Here is a 26,725-nt window from a genome sequence, read left to right as displayed (position 1 = left end):
TAAAATGGTTTTAAGTACGAACAACATCAAAATAGCGATTACTCTAATATGCTCGATGTTATGGGTTGCCTTTGCACAAAGTCAATCCATACAACGGGCAGAACCCCTGCATTGGTGGGTAGGAATGCACAATCCGGAACTACAAATCGTATTGTACGGTTCGGATATCGGCGATTGTGAAGTGAAATTACCTAAAACGGGTATCCAGTTGAATCAGGTGCAACGGGTAGAAAATTCGAACTACCTTTTCTTGGATGTCAAAATTTTGAATAACGCACAATCTGGAGCGTATCCTATAGAGCTATATAAGAACGGAAAGAAAGTGTTAACCCGCGATTATGTGTTGAAGAATCGGGACAAGGATCTCGTGAAAGCACAAGGTGTGACGGCGGCTGATCTTATCTATTTGATCATGCCCGATCGGTTTGCCAATGGCGACCCTACCAATGATGTTGTAAAAGACTTGCGTGAAACCGCATTAAACCGGGACTCCATGTATTACCGACACGGAGGCGATCTGCAAGGAATTATTAATAATTTGGATTATCTCGAGGATTTGGGTGTAACGGCTCTTTGGATGACCCCCGTCTTGACCAACGATATGCCGGGCTATTCTTATCACGGCTATGCTAATACAGAAAATTACGAAATAGATCCCCGATTCGGATCAGTGGATACATACCGCGAACTAGGAAAAGAGCTGCATAAGCGCAACATGAAATTGGTGCACGATGTCGTACCTAACCATGTTGGGCTATATCACTGGACGGTAATTGATCGTCCATCTTCCGATTGGCTACATGAGTGGGATACATTCACGCAAACGACTTATAAGGACCAGACCATGTTTGATCCGTATGGAGCGCAGGCAGACAAAGATCTGATGGAGAAAGGATGGTTCGTGGAAACGATGCCCGATCTAAACCATCAAAACGAAAAGATGCAGAAATATATCACACAAAGTCATATTTGGTGGATTGAGGAAGCGGGCGTGGACGGTTTTCGTATCGATACGTACCCCTACAATGATTTAGCTTTTATGGGGCAGTGGACAGATGCAATCCGTGCAGAATTCCCGAATTTCTCGTTTTTTGGGGAAACATGGGTGCACGCTGTTCCCAACCAAGCGTATTTCTTAGGCGGTCAAAAAGTAGGGCAGGATGTAGATACGAAACTGGAGGGTGTAACGGATTTCCAGTTAAACTACGCTATTGGAGATGCACTTAATCTGGAAAAAGATGGTGCCAACAAACTATATAACACCGTAAGTGGCGATTATCTTTATCCGAACCCTTTGGCAAATGTGATTTTCCTCGATAACCATGATAAAGATCGTTTCTTTTCAACGGTAGGCGAGGACATCGAAAAATACAAAAGCGCTTTTAGCTGGTTATTAACCTACCGAGGTATTCCGCAAATGTACTATGGTGCAGAAATATTAATGAAAAACTTTAGCCGGCCGGATGGTTTGGTTAGGGATGACTTTAAAGGTGGTTTTCCCGGAGATGAAATAAATAAGTTCACTTCCCAAGGGCGTACAGAAGCTGAAAACGACATGTTTAACCATGTACGCACATTGGCGCGATATAGAAAACAGACCCCTGCGTTACAGGATGGCAAGTTGTTACATTATGTACCGCAAAATGATGTATATGTATATTTCCGCTACAACGAAAAAGAAAAAGTAATGGTCGTGATGAACTGTAGTGATGAGGAACAGCATGTCACGTTAGCACGTTTTGATCAAGGCATCGGGCAGTCGCGCCAGATGAGGAATATTTTAACAGATGAATCGTTTGGCTTACCGGAAAGCGTTGCGCTAAAAAGCAAACAAACATTGGTATTTGAACTAAAATAACGAATGAACGCGAGGAGAATAATAGACGAGGCAACCACCGTAATATTTGATCTAGATGGGGTGTTGGTGGACACCGCTGTATTTCATTATCAAGCTTGGAAGCGATTGGCAAAACAGCTTGATTTTGATTTCACCGAAGCAGAAAATGAGCAATTAAAAGGTGTGAGCCGTGTGGATTCACTGAATCTGATCTTAAAATGGGCAAATAAGAACGTATCGGCCGAAGAGAAAGAACAACTGGCGATGCTAAAAAACACCTGGTATTTGGAACTAGTGGAGAACATGAAAGACGGAGATGTGCTTCCCGGCACAACTAAACTGCTCATCTATTTAAAAACTACCGGAAAAAAGATAGCATTAGGTTCGGCGAGTAAAAATGCTGTTCGGATCCTAGAGAAAACCGGTATCCTGCACTATTTTGATGCTATCATAGATGGGAATGCAGTGATTCGTTCGAAACCGGATCCCGAAGTCTTTTTGAAAGCGGCCGCATCGGTAGGCACATCGCCTACCGCCTGCGTAGTGCTTGAAGATGCACAGGCTGGTATTGAAGCCGCGAGAGCGGCCAATATGCGAGTAATAGCAGTAGACGCCTCATCTGCATTAGCAAACTACGATGCACGCGTGGAGAATTTGTCCGAAATACGGTTAAGTGAATATTAACAGAGAACATGAAGAATTACATCATACACGATCCTTGGCATATTATTGAAGATCAATTTAGAGCAGAACACAATGAATTTTCGGAAAGTATATTTTCCATTGGCAACGGAAGGATGGGACAGCGGGCAAATTTCGAAGAAACATACTCCGGAAAGACAATGCAGGGCTCTTATTTGGCCGGTGTTTACTATCCCGATAAAACGAGAGTAGGTTGGTGGAAAAATGGCTATCCGGACTACTTTGCGAAAGTCATCAATGCCGTGCAGTGGATTGGACTCGATATTCGTATCGACGGTGTGCTCTTAGATCTAGCACAATGCGAAATATCGGGTTTCGAACGCCGTTTGGATATGAAAGCTGGCGTACTCTATCGTACGTTTATGGCAAAGATGCCATGCGGTGCTGTAGTAGAAGTGACAGCTAAACGGATGTATCATCTGTTTCAATCAGATACTGCATCCTTGCAATACACGCTACGTGTCGTTAACAGAGATGCGGCGGTATCTATCTGCTCTTATTTAAATGGTGACGTCATTAATCGGGATAGCAATTACGATGAGCGTTTTTGGGTACCTATTGCTGAAGATATTCAAGATGATCTTGTGTTGGTAACCGAGACTAAGAAGACGAAATTCCGTGTAGAAGCGCGTTTACGAAATGTTTTTTATGTTGGCGGTGTAGCTCAATCGTCGGGGAGTAAACGAAAAGAAACGCTTTATGTGGGCGAGGAGCTAAGTGCACATTTGAAAGCTGGGGAATCCATCCGCATTGAAAAATATATAGCGATAGTCAGTTCCCTCAATCATCCTTTGGATAAGCTAACGGAAGCGGCGCAAAATAGCCTGAAACAAATCGCCTCCAAAAGCTATATTGAATTGATACAATTGCAAACAGCTGCCTGGGCACGTATCTGGGAAGAAAGTGATATACAAATCGAAGGAGATATCGCTGCACAACAAGCTATCCGGTTTAATATTTTTCAGTTAAATCAAACGTACACGGGCGAAGACGCAAGACTGAACATTGGGCCGAAAGGTTTCACCGGAGAAAAATATGGTGGGGTAACTTACTGGGATACGGAAGCATATTGTTTGCCTTTTTATTTGGCGACGCAACAACCCAGCATAGCCCGAAATCTGTTGCTCTACCGTTATCAGCATTTAGAAAAGGCCATTGAAAATGCGGGTAAACTGGGTTTCAACAATGGGGCGGCATTATACCCGATGGTTACCGTCAACGGTGAAGAATGTCACAATGAGTGGGAAATTACATTCGAAGAAATCCATCGAAACGGTGCCATCGCTTATGCGATTTATAATTATATCCGTTACACGAATGATAGCGCGTATCTCACAACCCATGGTTTGGAAGTCTTGATTGGGATCAGCCGTTTTTGGGCACAACGTGTCAATTGGAGCGAGCAGAAACAACGCTATGTGATGCTTGGGGTAACAGGTCCCAATGAATATGAGAATAATGTAAACAATAACTGGTATACGAATAGAATCGCCGTATGGTGCTTACGTTATACGTTGGATGTCATTGCGCAGCAGCAAACACAACAGGAGGATCGTTTGTATGCTTTGCTGTCTAAGTTGCAATTTAAAGAAAAGGAAAGTGCATTATGGCTACGTATTGTGGACAATATGTATTTCCCTGAAGATAACGAACGGGGTGTATTTTTACAGCAAGATGGTTTCTTGGACAAGGAGTTGATTCCGACTACGGATCTTCCTGCAGAAGTGCGTCCGTTAAATCAACACTGGAGTTGGGATAGGATATTACGCTCTTGTTATATCAAACAAGCAGATGTGTTGCAAGGCCTGTATTTCTTTGAGGATGAGTTCGACGAAGAAACCATTCGCCGAAATTACGATTTTTATGAACCGTTAACTGTGCATGAAAGTTCGCTTTCACCTTGTGTGCATGCTATTCTCGCCGCCAAATTGGGCAAGGAAGATAAAGCGTATGAATTCTATCTTCGCACAGCACGATTAGACTTAGACGATTATAACAACGATACCGACGACGGATTGCATGTCACTTCCATGGCGGGTACATGGCTTGCCATTGTGGAGGGGTTTGCAGGTATGCGTGTACGTCACGGTAAATTACACTTCCGGACCTTTATTCCAAAAAACTGGCAAAGCTATGCCTTTCATGTACAGTTTCGGGGAGCGAAATTGTTTATTAAGGTGAAACAAGAGGATGTGGAGGTTAAAAACCTGTCAAATACTAAAATTAGTATTATATTTAACGGAGAACAGCTCTTGGTTGAACCTGAATTGAAGTCTTAAAGCTTAGACATGAACAACATACGCGTTAAACCCAACTTATCCACGACTCAAATCATCAATATGAGCATGGGCTTTTTGGGCATCCAAATGGGCTTCGCATTGCAAAATGGCAACGCTTCCCGTATCCTCCAGACATTCGGCGCTGATGTAGAACATTTGTCGTTATTTTGGCTTGCCGCGCCGATTACAGGTATGATTGTACAACCGATTATTGGGCACTATAGCGACAGCACGTGGACAAAGATGGGACGTAGACGGCCGTTCTTTTTGGTTGGTGCTATATTGACGGCGATTGCATTAGTATTTATGCCCAATATAGCCTTGTTTACCACGATACTTCCACCATTATTGATTGGTGCCGGTATGCTGATGCTGATGGATGCGTCTATCAATGTAACCATGGAGCCGTTTCGGGCGCTTGTAGGGGATAATCTTCCCAGTGGCCAACGAAGCTTGGGCTTTTCTGTTCAGACGGTTTTGATTGGATTGGGGGCGGTTGTGGGTTCTTGGTTGCCATATGTGTTTGCAGAATACCTACATGTCCCTGCTGAAGGGGGAGGCGGCGTTGTTCCTCAAAATGTGATTTATTCTTTTTATTTCGGCGCCTTCGTATTGATCGCGACTATTCTGTGGACCGTCTTCACCACAAAGGAATATACGCCGAAAGAACTACAGTCTTTTGTAGGGGAGGAGGAGACCGAAGCGGAACCTCAATCTTCAGCTGATCATAGTCTGGGCGCTATTTTGCAGGATTTTAAACGGATGCCGCGAACCATGAAAAAGCTTGGATGGGTTCAGTTTTTCTCTTGGTTCGCGCTTTTCATGATGTGGGTATACATGACCCCCGCTATTGCGGAACATGTGTTTTATAAGATGGATGGAGAACGTAGTCGTCTTTACGCACAAGCCGGCAATTGGGTAGGCGTGCTTTTTGGCGTATACAATGGTGTATCCGCAGTGTACGCCATGTTCCTGCCGCGTCTGGCGAATCGTTTTGGGCGAACAAAGGTACATGCGATCGGGTTGATAATTGGCGGAGTCTCTTTGATTTCGATACTCTTCATTTCCTCGCCGAATATCTTGCTGTTAACGATGTTAGGGGTTGGTATTGCATGGGGGAGCATTCTCTCCATGCCTTATGCGATCTTAAGTGACAGCCTGCCTGTGCGCAAAATGGGGGTATATATGGGGATCTTCAATTTCTTTATCACCTTCCCACAAATCGTATGCGGATTTTTCGGGGGAATGATTATTAAATATTTTTTTGATAGCCAGCCAATATATGGGATCATGTTAGGAGGGATGTTTATGTTGCTAGGCGCTATTTCGGTCTGGCGGATTAAGGAATAAAAAACGGGGAATATTACTCCCCGTTTCTTTTATTCATAAACACAAATTTACCGTCGAATACATCCAGTTGGATAACGGAATCCCTTGAAACTTTACCCGATAGGATTTCCTTCGAGAGCTCATTGAGAACCCGTTTTTGGATAACCCGCTTTAACGGTCTCGCACCGTATACCGGATCATAGCCCAATTGACCTAGCCAGTCAAGTGCGTCTTCACTGGCAGATAAGAATATATTCTGTTCCGCGAGTTGCTTCTGTATCTTCTGAAACTGCATGCGCACAATGTCGCCAATTTCATCCCGGCTCAACGGTGTAAACATGATCACTTCATCAATACGGTTCAGAAACTCCGGTCTGATAGACTTCTGTAAGAGTTCAAATACATCGTCCTTGGTTTTTGCAATCACCTCGTCACGGTTGCTGTCATCCAATTTGGAGAAATTCTCCTGAATGATATGCGATCCGGTGTTCGACGTCATGATGATAATCGTATTCTTAAAATTGACCACGCGCCCTTTGTTATCTGTCAAATGTCCGTCATCCAATACTTGCAATAAAATATTGAATACATCCGGATGGGCTTTCTCGATCTCATCCAACAACACGACCGAGTAAGGTCGACGACGAACGGCTTCTGTCAGTTGTCCGCCTTCTTCGTAACCGACGTATCCCGGAGGAGCGCCGATTAATCTGGATACCGCATGGCGCTCCTGGTATTCCGACATATCTATCCGTACCATGGCCTGTTCATCATCAAACAAGAACTCGGCCAATGCTTTGGCAAGCTCTGTTTTACCTACCCCGGTAGTACCTAGGAAGATGAAAGAACCTATAGGACGTTTCGCATCGCTCAGCCCCGCTCTTGAGCGACGGATGGCGTCGGCAATTGCTTCAATTGCTTCTTCCTGTCCGGCAACACGTTTGTGCAATTCTTCTTCCAGATTAAGCAATTTTTCCCGTTCAGACTGTACCATCTTACTTACTGGGATACCGGTCCAACGAGATACAACATCCGCGATATCCTCCGAAGTAACTTCCTCCTTAAGCATACGACTATCTAGTTGCTTCTCCGCTAGTTCGGCTTTGAGTTTTTCAACGTTATCCTGTGCTTCTTTGATTTTTCCGTACCGTAATTCCGCTACCTTGCCATAATCGCCAGCACGCTCCGCTTGATCTGCTTCCAGCTTGTAATCTTCGATATTTTGAATTTCTTGATTGACCCTATCGACCAGGCCCTTCTCCGATTGCCAGGATGCTTTTAATGAATCCCGTTCGTTGGAAAGATTGGCGATGGTTTCAGAAAGCTCTTTCACTTTCTTCTCGTCACGTTCGCGTTTAATCGCTTCGCGTTCTATTTCCAATTGCATGATGCGTCTTTCCAGTTCATCCACTGCCTCTGGCACGGAGTCCATCTCCAAACGTAGTTTAGATGCGGCTTCGTCTATTAAATCGATTGCCTTATCGGGCAAGAACCGATCGGTGATATAGCGTTGTGATAATTCCACTGCCGCTATAATAGATTCATCCAGGATACGGACTTTATGATGTGTCTCATATCGCTCTTTTAAGCCACGAAGGATAGAAATAGCATCCTGTGTATCCGGCTCGTTGACCATGACCTTTTGGAATCGGCGCTCCAGAGCTTTATCCTTTTCAAAGTATTTCTGATATTCATTCAGGGTTGTTGCACCAATCGCCCGAAGCTCGCCGCGAGCTAAAGCAGGTTTTAGAATGTTTGCAGCATCCATAGCGCCTTCGCCGCCACCGGCGCCAACCAAGGTGTGGATTTCATCGATAAATAGGATAATCTCACCGGCACTGTCCGACACTTCTTTCACCACAGCTTTCAAACGCTCTTCGAACTCGCCTTTGTATTTAGCACCGGCGATAAGCGCTCCCATATCTAGAGAAAACACCGTTTTGGATTTTAGATTCTCTGGCGCATCACCTTTGATAATTCGGTGTGCAATACCTTCTGCAATAGCTGTTTTGCCGACACCCGGCTCACCAACCAAAATCGGATTGTTCTTCGTACGACGTGATAGAATCTGCATCACGCGCCGAATTTCTTCGTCCCGACCGATAACCGGATCCAATTTCCCAGACTCCGCAAAATCGTTGAGGTTACGGGCGTATTTTCCAAGGGCATTGTACGTTGCTTCTGCATTTTGATCGGTTACGCGGTTATTTCCTCGAAGCTCTTTAATAGCTAATTTGAGATCTTTCTCGTTTACACCCTGATCCTTCAGAAAGGAAGCAGTTTTATCACCCGAGGAAAGAAGTCCCAAGAGAATATGTTCAATAGAAACAAATTCGTCATTAAATTCCTTTAAATAGCTTTGTGCCTTTTGCAACGCCGAAGCTGTTGTGTTACTTAGGTATACGTTGCTACCACTTACCTTAGGAAGAGAAGCAATTTGTTTATCGACTTCGGTTTCCAGATAGTTAATATTTACATTTAACTTCTTTAGTAAATGCCCGATGACGTGTTCATCAACGGTTAGGAGTGCCTTCAATATATGTGGAGCTTCAATCGCTTGCTGCTGATTGCCTACAGCCATTTCGGAAGCTTTTTGTATGGCTTCCTGTGCTTTGATTGTATAGTTGTTAAAGTTCATATAGTGATATCTTTTTAATCTATGTAAATACGCTATTTGACGTCGTTTTATTGGTAAACAATTTAAGTGCCTTTTTGATTGTATTGAACAAATCAGAAATTTTGTCTTGTGAAAATATATTTAGATGTCAAAATGACCGATGAATTGCTTTCCAGCTTGTTTGTTTTGCATCTCATAGTCTGCATTTATGATCTATACATGCTATACAATGAGTTTTTTAAAAAAGTATTTGGATAATCGAAATAGAACTGTGATATTTGCATCACTGAATCGGAGACGGTTCAAAAGCCTCCTTAGCTCAGCTGGTAGAGCAACTGACTTGTAATCAGTAGGTCATTGGTTCGATCCCGATAGGAGGCTCAAAAGCTCAACGAAAGTTGGGCTTTTTTTATGGCTGGGCCAACAGGACCGCGATCAAAACAATCGCTGATTCGTCAAAGACATTACAAGAGCACGTCTGTTCAGTCGAAACTTACTTGTTCGCACAAGGTTGTTTGTATCCATAATGATGAATATATTTGATGCAATTTAACGACGCGAAGGATTTCCAAAGACGCTATGATAGAAACGACCCTATTTAATTTATTAAAGAAAGAAATACCCAGCGAGTTTGAAATCGAAGATTTTGCGCGTTTCTTTCAATATAAAAAACTTGAAAAAGACGAATATTTTATCAGGCAAGGAGAGTTGTGTAGAAGCGTGGCTTTTATTGAAAAAGGAATTGTTTTGTATTACAAAATAGCGGATATCGGACAAGTTATTTGCGACTTTGCAAAAGAAGGTGAATGGATTACACAGTATGAAAGTTTTGTCAACCAGGACTTATCGCCGATATCGATTAAGACTATTGAGCCTACTGAAATTCTGGTTATCTCGTTTGATAAACTACAGCAGCTGTACGAGGAAGTGCCCACCGTTATGTTGTTAGCCCGAAAGATCATTGAAAAGGCATTTTTCTCGTCGCTATCGAGAAACGACGAATTACAAAATTTGCGAGCCAACGAAAGGTACATTAAGTTCGCCCAAGACAACCCTGAGCTCGTTCAGCGTATTCCTCAATATTACATTGCCAGTTACTTAGGGGTCGCACCGCAATCGTTAAGCAGGATTAGAAAAAAGTTTATATATTAAATCATTTCTTCACAAATGTGAATGAAATCTTGCACGGAGATTTTGAGCTTTGCGATATCAAACACTAAGTCTCTGTAAACAATGAAAAAAATTAAAGGTTCTTTTTTGATACTTATTTTTAGTCTTTTTATAAGTCAAAACATTCATGCACAAAGCCCCCAATGGCATAGTGATAAAAAAATTGCGGTTGTTTTTGGACTTACGCAGCCCGTCGCATTGAGCGGCTTCAACCTGGAGGTAAATTACATTTACCGTCGTTTCGTCTTCGATTATTCACACGGCATGTCGCTGGATTTTCAAGGAAATTTACTACCCGATTATTTGCGAAACCAGGGAGTCGAGGTGTATATGCCTTTTTCAACCGGGTTCGGAATTGGCTACCGTCTGACGGAGTGGCTCAATTTACGGGTAGAATCCAAATGGCATAGTTTTGAGTTCTACTACAAAGGTGAGCCTCAAACTGCTTTCAATAGAGTTGCAGCGGATCCCAACAATTATAGTGTCGGGCTTGGAGTGTACGGTTTTTTCCAGCCTTTTAAAAAGAAAGGAAATGTGCTTAAGGGCGTTACAGTAGCACCAAGTATTAGGTTTTGGCCCACAGTTGACACACGTTTTGACAACAACAGGTTCCATTACCAAAATAGAAATACGGGAAGTAATGAACAGTTGAAGACGTTAGCTTCGGGTATAAAGTTCTCGCCTTTAATTATCAACGCAAGTATTGGCTACACTTTCAATCTAAAAAAGACCTAGCTCAAATCAAGGCCTGTTCGTCATCGAGCGTATGTTTGACTGGCGATAAAGCATTCCGAATAGCCCATCCTTTAATAGTTATAAAAGTTACACCTAATAACGAAAATAAAAAAAAATTTGCATAGCCATTCTGTTTAACTATATTTGCATCACCAAAACAAAACGGGCTAATATGTCAAGATGTGATGGTTGCCGCGCTCATAGCTTAACTGGATAGAGCACCTGACTACGGATCAGGAGGTTAGGGGTTCGACTCCCTTTGAGCGCACAAGCGAAGCCTAATTCTTTATCGGGATTAGGCTTTTTTTTGAACATAAAATAACACTTATGCTAAACCTCGTCTTATTCGGTCCTCCCGGTGCAGGGAAAGGTACCCAATCTGAAAAACTCATTGAAAAATACCAATTAGTTCATATTTCCACAGGCGATATATTTCGCGCTCATATCAAAGACCAAACAGCATTGGGTCAGCAAGTGAGTCAGATTATTGCTGACGGTAACCTTGTTCCCGACTCCATTACTATCGCGATGCTGGAAGAGGAAATCAATAAAAATCCACACGCTAAAGGATTTATTTTTGATGGATTCCCTCGTACGGTTGCACAGGCAGAAGCTTTAGACAAGTTTATGGAATCAATCAATGAACGTATCACCGGTGTGTTGGCGTTGGATGTAACCGAAGTAGAGTTAAAGCAACGTATTGCGAAACGTCAAGAAGTATCCGGTCGGGCAGATGATGCTGCCGATAAGTTGACGAAACGTATCGAGGAATATTTCAATAAAACCATACACGTACTACCGTATTATGAGGCTCAGGGCAAGTTGTCCAAGATAAATGGTATCGGTGAGATTGATACGATTTTCCAATCGTTGACAGCAATTATTGATAGCTATTAATTAGAGATCAAAGTAACAAATAAGATAGTAGGATATGGCTCAGGGTTCAAATTTCGTGGATTATGTGAAGGTGTGTTGTCGATCTGGGCATGGCGGAGCCGGTTCCGCACATCTACATCGGGACAAATTTACGGCTAAAGGCGGACCAGACGGTGGGGATGGTGGCCGTGGTGGCCATATTATCCTAAAAGGTTCTTCACAACATTGGACCTTACTCCATTTAAAGTACAGAAAACATATCATCGCCGCACACGGCGGGCCAGGGTTAAGCGCTTTACGTACGGGGGCCAACGGTAAAGATGAAATATTGGAGGTTCCCTTAGGAACGGTCGCCAAGGACGCAGAAACCGGAGAGATTTTATTTGACGTTACAGAAGACGGAGAAACCAAGATATTGACTCCTGGTGGTAAAGGTGGGTTGGGTAACTGGCACTTTAAATCTGCCACACAGCAGACACCACGCTTTGCACAATCGGGTATGCCGGGACATGAGCAATGGATTATATTGGAATTAAAAGTATTAGCAGATGTCGGATTGGTTGGGTTCCCAAATGCTGGAAAATCTACACTGCTGTCCGTTTTATCGGCCGCAAAACCTGAGATTGCAGATTATCCATTTACTACCTTGGTGCCAAATCTTGGGATTGTCGGTTACCGTGACAACCGATCGTTCGTAATGGCCGATATCCCGGGGATTATTGAAGGAGCGTCGCAGGGAAAAGGTTTAGGACACCGGTTTTTACGACACATTGAGCGTAATTCTGTTTTACTATTTATGATTCCTGCGGATACCGACCGTAGCATTGCTGCAGAATACCAAATTTTATTAAATGAATTAACCGCTTACAATCCTGAGTTAATGGATAAGCCACGCCTATTGGCAATTACAAAATCAGATATGCTCGATGATGAGCTTGAATCGGAGATGGCTGAGACGTTACCGAAAGGAATACCTTCGATTTTCATATCTTCCGTGTCGGGTAAAAATATCCAACAGCTCAAAGATCACATTTGGCGAGCACTTAACGATTGATAGGATTATATAATAGGGAACAATTTACTTTCTACCTCGATCTTAAAATTTTCATTGAGGTACGTAAAAAAGAGTTTATTCACACTGTTTTCGTTTTGCTCGATTAAATAGGGGATAACAATCGTGCCTTGCTTTAAACGAATTTTGTAATAACCAAATAGTGTATCCCGGTTTTTCTGTACCGACTTTATTTCGGATACGCTCACAACGTCGCTCACCAAATTAAAAGACAGCGGCTGATTTTTTACGTGATCGACCAACACCTCATATGTCGCGGCGTTAAAATAGATGCGCTGATCCTTAGTGGACTTGACATGATTCGTGTAAACGAAAAGTTGACCAATAAGGTAAAGAGCTAATGGCATAAGTATCCAGAGTATTTTAATTTTCATCCCCAGAACCAACGCGATCAAAAGAAGTAAGAAACCTATTCCAACTGTACGTAAGGTACTTTTTGTTACGCGACTGATAAGTTGAGGCGAAGTATCTATCACAACAAAACGTTGGTGTTGATTAGTTCTCACAATTGACGTATTGCTCGCACTTGTCAACATAAACCTTCTGGCAATAAGATAGGCCAAAAGTCCAACTAATGCTATAATTATAAATATCTTCATCTCCCTATCTTGAAAAAATTAAGCTCGTTAATATTGCTCAGATTCATTGGGATAGTTTCCCGATTTTACATCTTCTGCGTATTTTGTCGCCGCTTCCACCATACCATCGTACATTTCCATGTAACGTCTTAAAAACTTTGGTTTAAAATCTTTGGTGAATCCAAGCATATCATTAACTACCAGCACTTGACCGTCACAGCCATTTCCAGCGCCGATACCAATAGTAGGAATCGAAAGTGATTCACTGACTTCCTTAGCGAGCTTTGCCGGTATTTTTTCCAGAACAACAGCGAAGCAGCCTAGCTTTTGAAGTTCCAGCGCGTCTGATTTCAGTTTTTCTGCTTCAGCCTCATCTTGTGCACGAACACCGAACGTGCCGAATTTATTAATAGATTGCGGCGTAAGCCCCAAATGGCCGCATACAGGAATACCCGCATCAATAATCTTTTTAATATTATCCAGAATCTCAATCCCGCCTTCCATTTTCACTGCATGTGCACCGGATTCTTTCATCATCCGGACAGCCGATTTGAAAGCATCTTCCGGCGTGCCCTGGTACTCGCCGAAGGGAAGATCAACCAATACTAGCGCTCGCTGCGCGCCCCTAGCTACAGCACTGGCGTGGTATATCATATGATCTAATGTGATAGGCAAGGTGGTTTCATATCCCGCAAAAACATTGGCGGCAGAATCGCCGACCAGTAAAACGTCGATTCCAGCTTCATCTAATGCACGCGCAGTAGAGTAATCATACGCCGTGAGCATACTAACTTTTTCACCATTTGCTTTCATTGCCAAAATGGTATTTGTGGTTACTCGTTTGACTATTTTATTTACTGACATTTGCTTGTAGTTTAAAGAGACAAAGCTAATAAAAAGTTATAGAAGTCGAGGATGTTAAAGGTATTTCTGTATTTTTGCGTTTATGCAAAAAAGCGACAATCGTTTATTTAAATTTCCGAAATTTCAGGATCTCATCCTTTTTGAAGACGACGATTTAATTGTCATCAATAAACCGCCATTTGTAGCTTCACTGGACAACAGGAGTGGAGATGAGGTTAATATTTTACGTCTTGCTAAAAAGTACCATCCAGATGCTCAAGTGTGCCACCGCTTAGATAAAGATACTTCCGGCTTGCTTCTGTTAGCGAAGAACCCCGAAACGTATCGTTTGGTTTCTATTGAATTTGAACGCAGACGTGTAGATAAAAAATATCATGCAATTATCGATGGTATACATACATTTACAGATTTGTTGGTGAATTTGCCTATATTAAATCAGGGAAATAAAAATGTGTCCATCGATCGCACTAATGGAAAAGCCGCCGAAACTATTTTTAATTCAATACAACACTTTAGACATTTTACGCTTGTGGAGTGTAAACCGATTACTGGTCGTATGCACCAGATTCGTATCCATTTGGCGACCCAGCGAGCGGCTATCGTGGGCGATGAGATGTATCGCGGTAAACCGGTCTATTTGTCTCAGATCAAGAAAAGAGGTTTTACAATGGCAAAAGGAGAAGAAGAACAACCTATTATGAAGCGTTTTGCTTTGCATGCACATCAAATTCGTTTTTCTATCGAAGGGAGAGAATACAGTTTTGAAGCGCCGTATCCGAAAGATTTTGCTACCTTGTTAAAATTACTGGAGAAGTTCGATAGCTAATGGCGCAATCTATTATGATGCGTTATGAGCTTAATAATGTAGTGACTTAGCCTCGGAGATAAAATCTAAATAAAATGAGTGATAAAAAGAAACTTTGGAAAATAGGTAGCAACGTACTCCTTGTAGGATTGATCATTTTACTGATCTTACCGGCTGGACGTGCTTGGATACAACAAGGCTTGATGAAAATAGGCCTATTTAAACCTAATCTGGAAAAACCCGAGGAGGTATCTACAAACACCTCAGAACTTGAAGTTACCTCGGAAAGCAGCTATGCTGGAGTTGCTTTCTCGAACGATAACGGAGAGGTGATGAGCATATCCGATTTAAAAGGGAAGGTGGTTTTCTTAAATTTTTGGGCGACTTGGTGTCCTCCTTGTAAGGCAGAAATGCCTTCTATCCAGGTGTTAAAAGATAAATTCAAGGACAATGATCAAGTAGTTTTCCTCATTGTCGAGATTGAAGCTGAGAAGGAGAAGGCACGCGATTTTATGCAAGAAAGCGATATGGATTTGCCTGTTTATTATCCTGAAAGTCAGATTCCAAGCGATTGGTTGGCGGGAGCTATCCCGACGACCGTCATTTTGGATAAAACAGGAAATATTGCTGCACGCCATGAAGGTATGGCGGATTATTCTCGCACAGATGTATCCGACTTTATTACAGAATTAACTCATAGATAAGAATGACCAGAGCAGCGTTGATTCAGCAAATTAAAATTAAAAAAAGTTTTTTGTGCATAGGGTTAGATACGGATTTAGCCAAGATACCGGCACATCTTTTGGATGATGAAGATCCAATATTTTCTTTTAATAAAGCGATTATTGAGGCGACTGAAGATCTTTGCGTGGCATATAAGCCAAACATCGCTTTTTACGAATGTTATGGTGTGAAGGGCTGGAAATCATTGCAAAAAACTTGGGAAGTAATACCAAAAAACTGTCTGAGCATTGCCGATGCGAAGCGAGGTGATATCGGTAATACTTCTACTAGATATGCTAAAGCTTTTTTTGATGAAGATGTCTCTGGCTTAGGTTTTGACGCGCTTACGATAGCACCATACATGGGACATGACTCGGTCATTCCATTTTTGGACATACCCAACAAATGGTCTATTGTGTTAGCGTTGACTTCCAATCCAGGAAGTAGGGATTTTCAAAACTTTACCAATGCATCGGGCGTGGAATTATTTGAATATGTATTGGACAAAGTAAAAGCATGGGGTACACCTGAAAACACGATGTTTGTAGTAGGAGCGACTCGAGGAGAAGGCTTTTTGAGCGTACGGAAACACGTTCCAGACTACTTTCTTCTGGTACCAGGCGTGGGTGCACAGGGAGGCTCTTTACAGGAAGTATGTAAGTACGGTATGAATAAAGAATGTGGTTTGTTGGTAAACAGCACGCGCGGTATTATATATGCATCTGATGGAAAGGATTTTGCAGAGCGTGCGCGGGAAGAAGCTTTAAAACTACAAAAGGAGATGCAGGTAGAGTTAGAAAGAGCCGAAATAATTCTGGCACAATAATTACTTATTGCTAGCGCATAAGAACAACAACTTATGTATATCCGATTCGTATATCTTATCATCTTGCCTCTAGCGCTATTTTTTGCTTCCTGTAGCTCGATATATATGCCCAATGTGCCAGCAACGCCTATGTTTCAGGAAAAAGGAGAGGTGCATGCTGCTGTTCATGCCAATGTTAAAGGAAATTTAAGCGGAAGTGTGGGGGTTGCTGTAGGAAATCATATAGCCATAATAGCGAATGGATCTTACATTGACCAAGGTGGTAACAATAACAAAAATGAACTATTTAGACAACATTTGGTAGAAGGTGGTCTTGGTTATTTCACCCGAATCGGTAAGGAAAAAAGACAGATACTGGAAATATAAGCAGGCTATGGTATCGGGTCTTCGACAGAGATGGATCGCCGAGCTTCTACCGTAGGTATGATACCGGTAGAAACGCGAATAGTGGATTTTGACAAAATTTTTGTCCAGGTAAATTATTCATCCACAAGGCGACAAAAGCTGAATCTATTTGGTAAACCTCGCGAATTAAATTATGGTACTGCTGTCCGTGCTAGCCGAGTAGCTATGCAAGATTTTACCATTAACGATTTAGCTAGTCCAACAGAAGAAGCGTTGTTTATTGAGCCTCTTTTTTATACACGCATGGAATTGAATAAGAATTTTCAAATACAGTATACAAACGGTTTTAATTTTAACGTGTTGGACAACACTTATTTAAAAGCAGGAAATGCTGTATTTACGTTAGGGTTTACATACCATTTTGGTGGGAAAAGGAATAAAACAAAGTAATAAATTAGATATGAAAAGAAGGAATATCAATATCCTATGCATGATGTTTATAGGATTATTATTGAGCGGCTGTGCTATTAACAAAAACCAAATTGATGCGCTAGCTAAATTTAACTATACGGTGGAATCGATGCAAGATATCCGTTTAGCAGGCAGAGACATGGATAGCTATACAGGAAAAGATGGTGTGAATTTAGCGTCCCTTCCGGGAATAGCCATGGCGATGTTACGACAGGATTTACCTTTAGAAGCGAGGATAAATATGAAAGTCAGTAACCCCACGACAACTACGACAAAAATTAATTCCTTTAAATACTTAATTGAAATTCAAGGAAAACCGCTTTTCGAAGGGACGGTGAACGAAAATCTTCATTTAGCAACTGGTGAGAGCACCGTCGTGCCCTTAACGTTTAAAGCTAACATTTTCGGCACCGCGAAAGAAAAAGGGGTAGAAAATGTATTAAATGAACTTTTTACAAGAAAGGGAGAAGGTTTTCTTGTCCTAAAAATAAAACCGTCTATTAAAATCGGAAATAGCAACATTTACTATCCAGGTTATATTACGGTAGACAGAAATTTGGCGAAAAGCATCGGGAAATTAGTAATGTAATTTTTTTTATCTTCTTTTTCCCCGTGAAAAAGAAGCAAAACCGGAACGAAGTGGAGCTCACCGAAGGTAAACCTCGTCGCTTCGAATATTTGAAACAACGGTCCGTGCAAGGGAGGATTGCTACAAACTTCAAATATTCGGATGCGACATTAAATGTTAAAGATGGGGTGGTACATATGCGTGATCAAACGCGATTAATAAAGAGTTACTGTGAGTGTGGACTAAATCGGCCTTGATTTTTTTTCTTCATTTTTTCATCAAGGAAAAATGAAGAAACCACTTAATCCCTATTAAACGTATACCCAACCGTCCATTCGATGAAGTCAGCCTTTCCTTTGTGGGCTTTGATAGAGATGCCAGCATTAAAGTCTTTATAAACATAATACCGCGCCCCTGCTCTTAGAAAGATACGGTTTATCTCTCCATTGAAATATTGTTTATGGATATAGTAACCCACGTTTCCATTTAGTACCAGATTACGGTTCAATACATGCACTAAATAAAAAGATGGTCCGCCGGATAGCTTTGCACTTAATTTACCGCTGTTGTCTCCCGCTATTTCATCGTAATTTCCCGAGGAAGAGTAAAATAAATCGACACCGCCTCCCATTCTCCATTTATGTGATACAAACTTACTGGCGTAAGCGCTTAAAGTAGTTTTTAAAAAACGTTCATCTTTATCTTTATCTAATTGTTTCCAGCCGGCACCATAGTTAATATGGTATAGTATTTTGTCGCTATAGGGTGCTATATTGCTCTTGTCGGGGAGGATAGAATGATCATTCGGTTGATATGTAACGGATGCTGTTAGCGGAACTAAATTTACGCCTTTGTTTGGCAGCCGAAGAGCACCGTTTGAAAAGTGATGATAGGCCAAGCCTAGTCCAATACGCCAGTTTGGATTAATTTTATATTGGCTTCGTATACCAAGATCGATGAAAACGTTATTCTTTGCGCCAATTACAACATTCAGCGGGTTGTTCTCTGGATCGTAAGGTCTAAAATTACCGGAAATACCGAGTCCTATACGATAGTCGAACCCCCAACGCTTATTTGTTAAGTTCCCAAAAGGAGATTGCACAAATCCATAGACGGCGTAAGGACTTCCAATAATGTCGGTGTTGAACGTACTACTGTAGAAACCGATTCCATAAATGGGGTTGTTATATAATGTGAAGTACTGGTCGTTCGATTTTTGCATTTTCCAACCTATTTTCAGGTTTATTCCGTTATAATACGCACTTTCAAAAGTTGTTCGTCGTATATCCTTTGCTGCCAATATCCCGCCATTCTCCATTTCCAATTCGATAACCAACGGATTTTTCTGCACTAATGCACTAGAATCCATTTGTGCTCGAAGGCAAAAAGAAGCCACTAATAATAAGAATGTAAAAAATACCTTTTTCAATACCTTTTTTTTAAAACCAATAATTTTAGGTTGGCAAATATATTACTTTTTATAATGCCAGAAGAGGTCCCTCACCCTTGAATTAGTGATATTTCAGTCATATTATCCATATATCACAGACTATCTTTTTTTGTAACTTGATTGTTGTAAAATGGACTTAGTGTATTTTTTACAATATTATTCCTATATTTAATTCCGATTTATAAAAAATCTAGATTAATGACAATGCAAATTGTAAAGATCAATGTGTTTGTTTTCGCGTTCGTAGTTGCTAACCTCATTTTAAAAGCACAGGAAAAGCACGAGCGTTACATCCAGAAAATAGAGGGTACCCAATTGGAGTTTTCTATGGAGGCTATTCCCGGAGGAAGATTTATCATGGGAAGTGATAAATCTGAAAAAGAAGATGAAAAGCCTACTCATCAAGTGGAACTTGATCCGTTTTGGATGGGTACTTATGAAGTTACCTGGGATTTATATGAGCCTTTTGTTTACAAAGACTTAGAGCAAACTATCGCAATGAATGGTACCGTAGCCGCCGAAGTGGATGCTGTGACACGACCTACAAAACCTTATTTGGATATGACTTTTGGTATGGGTAAGGAAGGACATCCAGCGCTGGCGATGACGCACTATAATGCTATTCAATTTTGCAAATGGCTTTATACGCGGACCGGAGTATTTTACCGCTTACCCACAGAGGCTGAATGGGAGTATGCGTGTCGGGCAGGATCCACATCGGAATACTTTTTTGGCGAAGACACTACACAAATAAACGAATACGCGTGGTTCGCAGCAAACAGCAACAATAGGACTGCGCCTGTCGGGCAGAAAAAACCAAATCGTTGGGGTTTGTATGATATGGCCGGGAATGTGGCTGAATGGACGTTTGATCAATATATCCCGAACTATTACGAACAGTTTGAGGGTAAAACTGCTAAAAACCCTGTTGCTATCCCCACAGCGCTTTACCCCCATAGTGTAAGGGGTGGCGCTTTCGATAGTCAAGCTGGTGCGCTTCGATCCGCTGCCCGCATGGCTTCTGATCCTATGTGGAAGCAGCTGGATCCGCAAATACCAAAATCTAATTGGTGGTTTCCAGAAGCACCGTTCGTGGGGCTACGTCTTGTTCGACCAATGAATGCACCGACGCAAGGAGAGATTATGGCTTACTACAATCAAGATCCTATCAAAGATTTTTAATGAATAGATTATAACACCTAAACTAATGCAACATTTTAAAAGAAGAGATTTTATTAAAGCAGGGTCGGCTCTAACGGGCGCGGCTGTATTATCGTCTACGCCGGTATCTAGTGTATTCGCCGCTGGAAGCGACGTTATCAAAATTGCGTTGATCGGTTGTGGCGGGCGTGGCACCGGTGCTACCTTCGATGCCTTTGCGTCAGGGCAAAACATTAAACTGGTGGCGATGGCGGATGCCTTCCAAGACAACCTAGAGTCCACTTACAAAACCTTAAAAGAAAAGTTTGGCGAAAAAATTGATGTACCGGAAAGTCGTAAATACGTTGGTTTTGATGCCTATAAAGCAGCCATTAAGGATGCGGATGTCGTATTACTGACCACGCCTCCGGGATTTCGTCCAATACATTTCGAAGAAGCTGTGAAAGCCGGCAAACATATTTTTATGGAGAAGCCCGTCGCCGTCGACATTCCGGGTATAAGAAAGGTGCTCGCTGCAGCAGAGGAAGCCAAAAAGAAGAAGTTAAACGTAGTCGTGGGTTTGCAACGCCGTTACCAAACCAATTATCGAGAAGCAATTAAACGCATACAGGATGGCGCCATCGGCGATGTGGTTTCCGGACAGGTTTACTGGAATAGTGGCGGAGTATGGGTTCGGCCCCGAAAACCAGAACAAACTGAAATGGAATATCAAATGCGGAATTGGTTTTATTTCAATTGGCTTTGTGGGGACCATATTGTCGAACAACATGTCCATAACATCGACATCGCCAACTGGGTGAAAGGAAAGTATCCGGTTTCTATTCAAGGTACAGGTAGTCGAGCACATCGTACAGGTAAGGATTATGGGGAAATCTATGACAATTTCGCCATTGAACTTACATATGATGATGGCACTGTGGTATATAGCCAATGTAGGCATTTTGAGGGTGTGTCCAATCGGGTAGACGAAACCTTTCAGGCGACAAATGGTCGCGCATACCTTTCGGCGAGCAACCAAGCAGTATTGTGGGATGCCAAGGGAAATGAGTTATACCGCCACGACCCCAAAGGCAATCCAAACGCTTATCAACAGGAACATAGAGAACTTTTTGCGGCGATTGCTAAGAACGAATATGCTTTCGACGACACACAGCATGGAGCATATAGTACACTTACGGGTATTATCGGCAGAATAGCATGTTATACAGGCAAAGTAATCAAATGGAATGAAGCAGTTTCCTCAGAGGTCGACTTGTCTCCCGATATATATGCTTGGAATGCATTGCCTAAAATTATTCCGAATGAAAATGGTGAATATCCTTTCGCTATCCCGGGAAAAAACACCGGTCTTTATATCTAGAACGTGTTAAAAGGTGCACTCATACCGTGTTTAATAACGCTGAGCTGTCTGGTTTATGCCCAACAATCTAAATTCGTTATTGATGGACAGGCTCAAGGCACATCTTATAATATTCAATACTATGCACCAAACTCCTTCGTTTCTAAAATAGAGATCGACAGCGTATTGAACGTTATTGACAACTCGATGTCGTTATATAATAATCAATCGCTCATTACAGCTTTTAATGAAGCAGACAGAAAATTAGAATTAGATGAGCATATGGCAAATGTTGTGAAACGCTCATTTTATATAAATAGGATATCTAATGGATTATTTGATATTACGGTAATGCCTCTTGTAGGACTTTGGGGGTTTGGACCTAATCGCATCAATACATTTCCGCAACCACATACGATTGATAGCATATTACAATTCGTAGGCATGGATAAACTTATTTTAGAGGGAAATACGCTAATTAAGAATGATAAACGGGTGAGACTAGATTTAAATGGTATAGCGCAAGGATATTCCGTAGATGTTATCTCTAGATTATTGGACAGCAAAGGAATTGAAAGTTACTTGGTTGAACTAGGCGGTGAAATAAAAGTAAAAGGTTATAAAGATGTTAACATTCCATTTGAGATAGCCATCGAAAGCCCGCAGGATGCTAAGTATTCAAATATCATATTGCAACTGACGGATAAAGCGGTGACCACATCCGGGAACTATAGGCGAGCATTCGATTTAGAAGGACGTCGCATTCATCACCATATAAATCCGCGTGACGGTTATCCGGTACAGAATAATGTAGCGAGCGTGACGGTTGTGGCGTCTACGGCGATGGATGCGGATGGCTATGACAACGTATTTATGGCGATGACGCCGGAGGCAGGTATAAGTTTAGCAAATAGCCTCGAGGACATCGACATCTATATTATTTATAAGGACAACGGCCGGTTTAAAGAAGCTTTTTCAGCAGGCTTTAATCGATACGTAAAGAAACAATCAACCAATTAAATTTAATATAATGAAACGAGCAGATTTTATAAAAAGCGGTGCAGCGTTTATCGGAGGTACAGCTATTTTAGGTAATGAAGTTGTGGCGGCGACAAAACAAAATAAAGAAGGGGCGACCTTCCAACTAGATTATGCTCCGCATCAAGGTATGTTCTCCGCAACGGCAGGTAAAAATTTCGTAGACGAAATCAAATACATGTACGAATTGGGTTTCCGTAGTATCGAAGACAATGGTTTACCTACAAGGCCCGTAGAAGAACAAACAAAGATAGGAGAGACCTTAGCACGATTAGGCATGCGTATGGGGGTGTTTGTTGTCCCAAAAGGTGGAAATGGAGCGAACACATTAGCTGCTGGAAAACAGGAACATGTTGATATTTTTTTGGATGGATGTAAACAATCTGTAGAGGCCGCAAAACGTGTCAACGCCAAATGGGTGACAGTTGTTCCCGGCAACTATCAACGTAATTTACCCATAGGGGTGCAAACGGCTAACGTGGTAGAAGGTTTAAAACGGGGTGCCGAAATTTTTGAACCGCACGGTATTACGATGGTGTTAGAGCCATTAAGCGATACACCGGATTTATTTCTTCGTTATACCGATCAAACATATGAGATTTGTAAAGCGGTAGGAAGCCCGTCTTGTAAAATCTTATATGATGCTTATCATCAACAAAAAAATGAGGGCAATCTTATCAACCTCATGAATCTCTGTTGGAGCGAAATTGCTTATATTCAAGTAGGAGATAATCCGGGACGAAAGGAACCTACCACGGGGGAGATCAACTATAAGAATGTATTCAAATGGTTGAAAGAAAAGGGATATACCGGTATTGTGGGAATGGAACATGGGATGTCGAAATCGGGTGTAGAGGGAGAAAGAGCTTTAGTAAACGCCTATCGTGAAGTCGACAATTTTTGAGCGCATTATATAATATAAAAGAGAAGTAATATATTTATACAAAATAAACCTATATCAGATGTCAACATCCATAAGATTTAAACTGTCTTTCATGATGTTCCTTGAGTTTTTTATTTGGGGGGCATGGTTCGTAACATTAGGAACTTTCTTGATTCAAAATTTACAAGCTGAACCGTTTCAGATTTCTAACGTATTTTCGACACAATCGCTAGGTGCTATTATTGCGCCCTTCATCATTGGTATGATCGCAGATCGATATTTTAATGCGGAGAGAATTCTGGCTATATTACATTTAGTTGGTGCAGTGCTGATGTTCCAGATGTATAAGGCTGCCGATATAGCTACTTTTTATCCATACGTTTTAGTGTATATGATTCTTTATATGCCCACATTGGCGTTGGTAAACTCGGTTTCTTTCAGACAGCTAACAAATCCGGAAACTCAATTTTCGAGCATTCGTGTATGGGGTACAATTGGATGGATTATAGCTGGTTTGGCTATTAGCTTCTTATTTCGATGGGACTCACCCGAAGGTGCACAAGACGGCGCTCTACGAAACACCTTTTTGATGGCAGGTATTGCATCTGCGGTACTGGGACTATTCTCTTTCACTTTACCTAAAACACCTCCGATAAAAGTAGATTCCGCAGAAAAACCATCATTTGCTTCTATCATTGGATTAGATGCCATAAAGCTATTAAAAGATAGAAATTTTTTGATTTTCTTTATTTCATCTATCCTAATATGTATACCATTAGCTTTTTATTATTCGAACGCCAATCCATTCTTGGTAGAAATTGGCTTATCAAATGCAACGGGAAAAATGGCTATTGGACAGGTTTCAGAAGCCGTATTCTTACTGTTGCTACCGGTGTTATTCGTCCGATTCGGCTTTAAAAAGACCATTCTGATTGGTATGCTGGCATGGGTGGTACGTTACCTCTTGTTTGCATATGGAAATGCTGGCGATTTGTCATTCATGTTAATTATCGGTATAGCATTGCATGGTATATGCTACGATTTTTTCTTTGTTTCGGGTCAGATTTATACCGATAGTAAAGCGGGAGTGAAATATAAAAGCGCTGCTCAAGGACTGATTACTTTAGCGACATACGGCGTGGGGCAGCTGATAGGCTTTTGGGTTGCCGGTTTTATCGGAGACAAATACCAAAATGTAAAAGAAACAGATGTAGCTGCATTTTGGCAACAAACATGGATCGTGCCGGCCGGTATCGCATTTGTTGTCATGATCTTATTCATGATTTTATTTAAAGACGAGAAAGTAGAGAACAAAACAGTATAACGCAAACAAATTAAAAAAATAGAAAAGTATGGCAGATAATATTTATGATGCAATTGTCATCGGATCAGGCATCAGTGGTGGTTGGGCAGCGAAAGAGTTGACGGAGAAAGGATTGAAAACCATCATGTTAGAACGCGGACGAAATGTTGAGCATATAAAAGACTATCACGCAAACAAGCACACTTGGGAGTATCCACATAGAGGAGGACGTACTAAACAGATGGAAAAAGACTATCCTGTATTAAAGCGCGACTATCCACTAAATGAGAGAAATCTTGACTTTTGGGTAAATGAAAAGGAGAGTCCTTATACAGAGGTTAAACGATTTGACTGGTATCGAGGGTATCATGTAGGTGGTCGCTCCCTAATGTGGGGTCGTCAAAGTTATCGCTTTTCTGATTTAGATTTCGAAGCGAATATCAAGGACGGGCATGGTACCGATTGGCCTATTCGATATGCAGATATTGCACCTTGGTACAGTTATGCTGAGAAATGGGCCGGCATTTCTGGTAATCGAGATGGTTTGGATGTATTGCCGGATGGTGATTTTCTTCCACCCATGGATTTTAACGTAGTGGAAAAAGATCTTGCTGCCCGGCTGCAAAAAGAGTATGGAGGTAAACGCCATTTTATTATGGGCCGTACAGCCAATATTACAAAACCCCACCATGGCCGGGTTAATTGTCAATACCAAAACCAGTGTTCATTAGGATGTAATTTCGGTGCGTATTTTAGTACGCAATCTTCTACATTGCCGCCGTCTATGGCAACAGGTAACTTGACGCTTCGTCCGTTCTCTATCGTAACACGGATTTTGTACGACAAGGATACGCAAAAAGCGACAGGCGTAGAAATTGTGGATGCAGAAACAAACAAAACGTACGAATTTTATGCAAAAGTTGTATTCGTATGTGCTTCGGCTTTTAATTCAACTTGGGTATTGATGAACTCCGCTACAGATATTTGGGAAGGAGGTTTGGGAAGTAGCTCTGGCGAACTCGGACATAACGCTATGGATCACCATTTTCGCTGTGGAGCGAACGGTGTTGTAGAGGGATACGAAGATAAATATATCTTTGGGCGACGACCAACTGGACTGTATGTCCCTAGATTTGTGAATGTGCCGGGTGACAATAAACAACGTGACTATGTACGCGGATTTGGTTATCAAGGCGCTGCCAGCCGTGGTAGATGGTCTGGCGAGGTCGCAGAAATGAGCGTTGGTGGGGAGTGGAAAGACGCCATGTTGGAGCCCGGAAATTGGAGTGTTGGGTTCACCGCTTTTGGAGAAATTCTACCGTACCATGAAAACCGAATTTATCTGGATAAGGATAAAAAAGATAAATGGGGCCTACCTGTCTTGGCCATGGACATGGAAATTAAAGATAATGAATGGAAGATGCGACCGGACATGATGGAGGAGATGAAAGAGATGTTGGAGAAAATTGGTGTAAAAAACGTCAGAACCTACGATAACACCTATGGATTCGGCCAGGGGATTCATGAGATGGGTACGGCCCGTATGGGAACTGATCCGAAAAACTCGGTACTAAATAAAAATAACCAGGTGTGGGATGCGAAAAATGTATTTGTTACAGATGGTGCAGCAATGACATCAGCATCTTGTGTCAACCCGTCATTAACCTATATGGCATTAACAGCACGCGCAGTTGATTTTGCTGTTAGCGAGTTGAAGAAGGGAAATCTGTAAATCTGTTTAAAACATTAAAATG

General features: G+C 41.7%; 24 protein-coding genes and 2 tRNA genes. 22 read left to right on the top strand and 4 right to left on the bottom strand.

Annotated features, from left to right (window positions below):
- Window positions 1-4 precede the first annotated feature (4 nt).
- From C5745_RS11825 to C5745_RS11810, 4 genes are read left to right on the top strand one after another with little or no spacing between them, the layout of a single operon-like run.
- Window positions 5-1,858, top strand: coding sequence for a glycoside hydrolase family 13 protein (locus C5745_RS11825; RefSeq protein ID WP_243403330.1), 1,854 nt, complete (start codon window positions 5-7; stop codon window positions 1,856-1,858).
- Window positions 1,859-1,861: 3 nt separating this feature from the next.
- Window positions 1,862-2,521 carry a beta-phosphoglucomutase gene (pgmB, locus tag C5745_RS11820; RefSeq protein WP_105717216.1) on the top strand — a complete coding sequence of 220 codons (660 nt, stop codon included), beginning with the start codon at window positions 1,862-1,864 and terminating at the stop codon, window positions 2,519-2,521.
- Between the two features lie 8 nt (window positions 2,522-2,529).
- The gene (locus C5745_RS11815; RefSeq protein WP_105717215.1) at window positions 2,530-4,818 is read left to right on the top strand and encodes a family 65 glycosyl hydrolase domain-containing protein; all 2,289 of its coding nucleotides are present in this window, start codon (window positions 2,530-2,532) and stop codon (window positions 4,816-4,818) included.
- A gap of 9 nt (window positions 4,819-4,827) precedes the next feature.
- Entirely contained in the window at window positions 4,828-6,168 is a 1,341-nt protein-coding gene (locus tag C5745_RS11810) for an MFS transporter (protein ID WP_105717214.1), read from the top strand.
- 13 nt (window positions 6,169-6,181) lie between these two features.
- Here C5745_RS11810 and clpB read toward each other — a convergent pair whose 3' ends face one another.
- A complete protein-coding gene (gene clpB / locus C5745_RS11805) occupies window positions 6,182-8,785 on the bottom strand; it encodes an ATP-dependent chaperone ClpB (RefSeq protein WP_105717213.1) in 2,604 nt (867 codons plus the stop codon).
- A 287-nt stretch (window positions 8,786-9,072) separates the two neighbouring features.
- Here clpB and C5745_RS11800 point away from each other — a divergent pair.
- The 6 genes from C5745_RS11800 (at window position 9,073) to obgE (ending at window position 12,599) form a co-directional block, all read left to right on the top strand.
- A tRNA-Thr gene (locus C5745_RS11800) sits at window positions 9,073-9,145 on the top strand.
- 198 nt (window positions 9,146-9,343) lie between these two features.
- A complete protein-coding gene (locus tag C5745_RS11795; RefSeq protein ID WP_105717212.1) occupies window positions 9,344-9,916 on the top strand; it encodes a Crp/Fnr family transcriptional regulator in 573 nt (190 codons plus the stop codon).
- A gap of 81 nt (window positions 9,917-9,997) precedes the next feature.
- On the top strand, window positions 9,998-10,669 hold the full coding sequence (locus C5745_RS11790) for a hypothetical protein (RefSeq protein WP_105717211.1): 672 nt from the start codon (window positions 9,998-10,000) through the stop codon (window positions 10,667-10,669).
- Window positions 10,670-10,863: 194 nt separating this feature from the next.
- Window positions 10,864-10,937, top strand: a tRNA-Arg gene (locus C5745_RS11785).
- Between the two features lie 59 nt (window positions 10,938-10,996).
- Window positions 10,997-11,566 carry an adenylate kinase gene (locus C5745_RS11780; protein ID WP_105717210.1) on the top strand — a complete coding sequence of 190 codons (570 nt, stop codon included), beginning with the start codon at window positions 10,997-10,999 and terminating at the stop codon, window positions 11,564-11,566.
- A 34-nt stretch (window positions 11,567-11,600) separates the two neighbouring features.
- Entirely contained in the window at window positions 11,601-12,599 is a 999-nt protein-coding gene (gene obgE, locus C5745_RS11775) for a GTPase ObgE (protein WP_105717209.1), read from the top strand.
- A 5-nt stretch (window positions 12,600-12,604) separates the two neighbouring features.
- On the opposite strand, the gene C5745_RS11770 is transcribed toward obgE, so the two are convergent.
- Both C5745_RS11770 and panB read right to left on the bottom strand, forming a co-directional pair.
- Window positions 12,605-13,216, bottom strand: a complete 612-nt coding sequence (locus tag C5745_RS11770; RefSeq protein WP_105717208.1) for a hypothetical protein — start codon at window positions 13,214-13,216, stop codon at window positions 12,605-12,607.
- Window positions 13,217-13,243: 27 nt separating this feature from the next.
- Window positions 13,244-14,059 carry a 3-methyl-2-oxobutanoate hydroxymethyltransferase gene (panB, locus tag C5745_RS11765; protein WP_105717207.1) on the bottom strand — a complete coding sequence of 272 codons (816 nt, stop codon included), beginning with the start codon at window positions 14,057-14,059 and terminating at the stop codon, window positions 13,244-13,246.
- A gap of 82 nt (window positions 14,060-14,141) precedes the next feature.
- Between panB and C5745_RS11760 the strand changes: the two genes are divergently transcribed.
- The 6 genes from C5745_RS11760 to C5745_RS11740 all read left to right on the top strand — a co-directional run bounded on the left by C5745_RS11760 (window position 14,142) and on the right by C5745_RS11740 (window position 17,818).
- Window positions 14,142-14,885 (top strand): RluA family pseudouridine synthase, encoded by a 744-nt coding sequence (locus tag C5745_RS11760; RefSeq protein WP_105717206.1) that lies wholly within the window; start codon window positions 14,142-14,144, stop codon window positions 14,883-14,885.
- A 74-nt stretch (window positions 14,886-14,959) separates the two neighbouring features.
- A complete protein-coding gene (locus C5745_RS11755; protein WP_105717205.1) occupies window positions 14,960-15,568 on the top strand; it encodes a TlpA family protein disulfide reductase in 609 nt (202 codons plus the stop codon).
- A 2-nt stretch (window positions 15,569-15,570) separates the two neighbouring features.
- Entirely contained in the window at window positions 15,571-16,413 is an 843-nt protein-coding gene (gene pyrF / locus C5745_RS11750; RefSeq protein WP_105717204.1) for an orotidine-5'-phosphate decarboxylase, read from the top strand.
- Window positions 16,414-16,446: 33 nt separating this feature from the next.
- Window positions 16,447-16,779: a hypothetical protein gene (locus C5745_RS20645; protein ID WP_243403329.1), complete on the top strand. Its 333-nt coding sequence runs from the start codon at window positions 16,447-16,449 to the stop codon at window positions 16,777-16,779.
- Between the two features lie 30 nt (window positions 16,780-16,809).
- On the top strand, window positions 16,810-17,208 hold the full coding sequence (locus C5745_RS20640) for a hypothetical protein (RefSeq protein ID WP_243403328.1): 399 nt from the start codon (window positions 16,810-16,812) through the stop codon (window positions 17,206-17,208).
- A 10-nt stretch (window positions 17,209-17,218) separates the two neighbouring features.
- A complete protein-coding gene (locus tag C5745_RS11740) occupies window positions 17,219-17,818 on the top strand; it encodes a hypothetical protein (protein WP_133166342.1) in 600 nt (199 codons plus the stop codon).
- A 280-nt stretch (window positions 17,819-18,098) separates the two neighbouring features.
- Here C5745_RS11740 and C5745_RS11730 read toward each other — a convergent pair whose 3' ends face one another.
- Window positions 18,099-19,226 carry an acyloxyacyl hydrolase gene (locus C5745_RS11730; protein ID WP_243403327.1) on the bottom strand — a complete coding sequence of 376 codons (1,128 nt, stop codon included), beginning with the start codon at window positions 19,224-19,226 and terminating at the stop codon, window positions 18,099-18,101.
- 219 nt (window positions 19,227-19,445) lie between these two features.
- Here C5745_RS11730 and C5745_RS11725 point away from each other — a divergent pair, with 219 nt between their 5' ends.
- The 6 genes from C5745_RS11725 to C5745_RS11700 are packed head-to-tail and all read left to right on the top strand — an operon-like array spanning window position 19,446 to window position 26,703.
- Window positions 19,446-20,429: a formylglycine-generating enzyme family protein gene (locus tag C5745_RS11725; protein ID WP_243403326.1), complete on the top strand. Its 984-nt coding sequence runs from the start codon at window positions 19,446-19,448 to the stop codon at window positions 20,427-20,429.
- Between the two features lie 25 nt (window positions 20,430-20,454).
- Complete coding sequence (locus tag C5745_RS11720) at window positions 20,455-21,768, top strand: Gfo/Idh/MocA family protein (RefSeq protein WP_105717199.1); 1,314 nt, start codon at window positions 20,455-20,457, stop codon at window positions 21,766-21,768.
- Window positions 21,769-21,771: 3 nt separating this feature from the next.
- Window positions 21,772-22,767, top strand: a complete 996-nt coding sequence (locus C5745_RS11715) for an FAD:protein FMN transferase (protein ID WP_105717198.1) — start codon at window positions 21,772-21,774, stop codon at window positions 22,765-22,767.
- Between the two features lie 10 nt (window positions 22,768-22,777).
- Window positions 22,778-23,689 (top strand): hydroxypyruvate isomerase family protein, encoded by a 912-nt coding sequence (locus tag C5745_RS11710; RefSeq protein WP_105717197.1) that lies wholly within the window; start codon window positions 22,778-22,780, stop codon window positions 23,687-23,689.
- A 58-nt stretch (window positions 23,690-23,747) separates the two neighbouring features.
- Window positions 23,748-24,992 carry an MFS transporter gene (locus tag C5745_RS11705; protein ID WP_105717196.1) on the top strand — a complete coding sequence of 415 codons (1,245 nt, stop codon included), beginning with the start codon at window positions 23,748-23,750 and terminating at the stop codon, window positions 24,990-24,992.
- A 28-nt stretch (window positions 24,993-25,020) separates the two neighbouring features.
- On the top strand, window positions 25,021-26,703 hold the full coding sequence (locus tag C5745_RS11700; RefSeq protein ID WP_105717195.1) for a GMC oxidoreductase: 1,683 nt from the start codon (window positions 25,021-25,023) through the stop codon (window positions 26,701-26,703).
- Window positions 26,704-26,725 lie beyond the last annotated feature (22 nt).

It is taken from the genome of Sphingobacterium haloxyli, from assembly GCF_002980525.1.
GTDB classification, from domain to species: Bacteria; Bacteroidota; Bacteroidia; order Sphingobacteriales; family Sphingobacteriaceae; genus Sphingobacterium; species Sphingobacterium haloxyli.
This window is presented reverse-complemented; position numbering and strand designations above follow the sequence as displayed.

Bases quoted from the DNA above. Each gene is read 5' to 3' on its own strand.
- C5745_RS11700 (WP_105717195.1), top strand. From the start codon at position 25,021: ATGGCAGATAATATTTATGATGCAATTGTCATCGGATCAGGCATCAGT.
- pgmB (WP_105717216.1), top strand. From the start codon at position 1,862: ATGAACGCGAGGAGAATAATAGACGAGGCAACCACCGTAATATTTGAT.
- C5745_RS11790 (WP_105717211.1), top strand. From the start codon at position 9,998: ATGAAAAAAATTAAAGGTTCTTTTTTGATACTTATTTTTAGTCTTTTT.
- C5745_RS11725 (WP_243403326.1), top strand. From the start codon at position 19,446: ATGACAATGCAAATTGTAAAGATCAATGTGTTTGTTTTCGCGTTCGTA.
- C5745_RS11770 (WP_105717208.1), bottom strand. From the start codon at position 13,216: ATGAAGATATTTATAATTATAGCATTAGTTGGACTTTTGGCCTATCTT.
- C5745_RS11815 (WP_105717215.1), top strand. From the start codon at position 2,530: ATGAAGAATTACATCATACACGATCCTTGGCATATTATTGAAGATCAA.
- obgE (WP_105717209.1), top strand. From the start codon at position 11,601: ATGGCTCAGGGTTCAAATTTCGTGGATTATGTGAAGGTGTGTTGTCGA.
- panB (WP_105717207.1), bottom strand. From the start codon at position 14,059: ATGTCAGTAAATAAAATAGTCAAACGAGTAACCACAAATACCATTTTG.
- C5745_RS11755 (WP_105717205.1), top strand. From the start codon at position 14,960: ATGAGTGATAAAAAGAAACTTTGGAAAATAGGTAGCAACGTACTCCTT.
- C5745_RS11710 (WP_105717197.1), top strand. From the start codon at position 22,778: ATGAAACGAGCAGATTTTATAAAAAGCGGTGCAGCGTTTATCGGAGGT.
- C5745_RS11720 (WP_105717199.1), top strand. From the start codon at position 20,455: ATGCAACATTTTAAAAGAAGAGATTTTATTAAAGCAGGGTCGGCTCTA.
- pyrF (WP_105717204.1), top strand. From the start codon at position 15,571: ATGACCAGAGCAGCGTTGATTCAGCAAATTAAAATTAAAAAAAGTTTT.
- C5745_RS11760 (WP_105717206.1), top strand. From the start codon at position 14,142: ATGCAAAAAAGCGACAATCGTTTATTTAAATTTCCGAAATTTCAGGAT.
- C5745_RS11705 (WP_105717196.1), top strand. From the start codon at position 23,748: ATGTCAACATCCATAAGATTTAAACTGTCTTTCATGATGTTCCTTGAG.
- C5745_RS11780 (WP_105717210.1), top strand. From the start codon at position 10,997: ATGCTAAACCTCGTCTTATTCGGTCCTCCCGGTGCAGGGAAAGGTACC.
- C5745_RS20645 (WP_243403329.1), top strand. From the start codon at position 16,447: ATGTATATCCGATTCGTATATCTTATCATCTTGCCTCTAGCGCTATTT.
- C5745_RS20640 (WP_243403328.1), top strand. From the start codon at position 16,810: ATGGATCGCCGAGCTTCTACCGTAGGTATGATACCGGTAGAAACGCGA.
- C5745_RS11825 (WP_243403330.1), top strand. From the start codon at position 5: ATGGTTTTAAGTACGAACAACATCAAAATAGCGATTACTCTAATATGC.
- C5745_RS11810 (WP_105717214.1), top strand. From the start codon at position 4,828: ATGAACAACATACGCGTTAAACCCAACTTATCCACGACTCAAATCATC.
- C5745_RS11795 (WP_105717212.1), top strand. From the start codon at position 9,344: ATGATAGAAACGACCCTATTTAATTTATTAAAGAAAGAAATACCCAGC.
- clpB (WP_105717213.1), bottom strand. From the start codon at position 8,785: ATGAACTTTAACAACTATACAATCAAAGCACAGGAAGCCATACAAAAA.
- C5745_RS11740 (WP_133166342.1), top strand. From the start codon at position 17,219: ATGAAAAGAAGGAATATCAATATCCTATGCATGATGTTTATAGGATTA.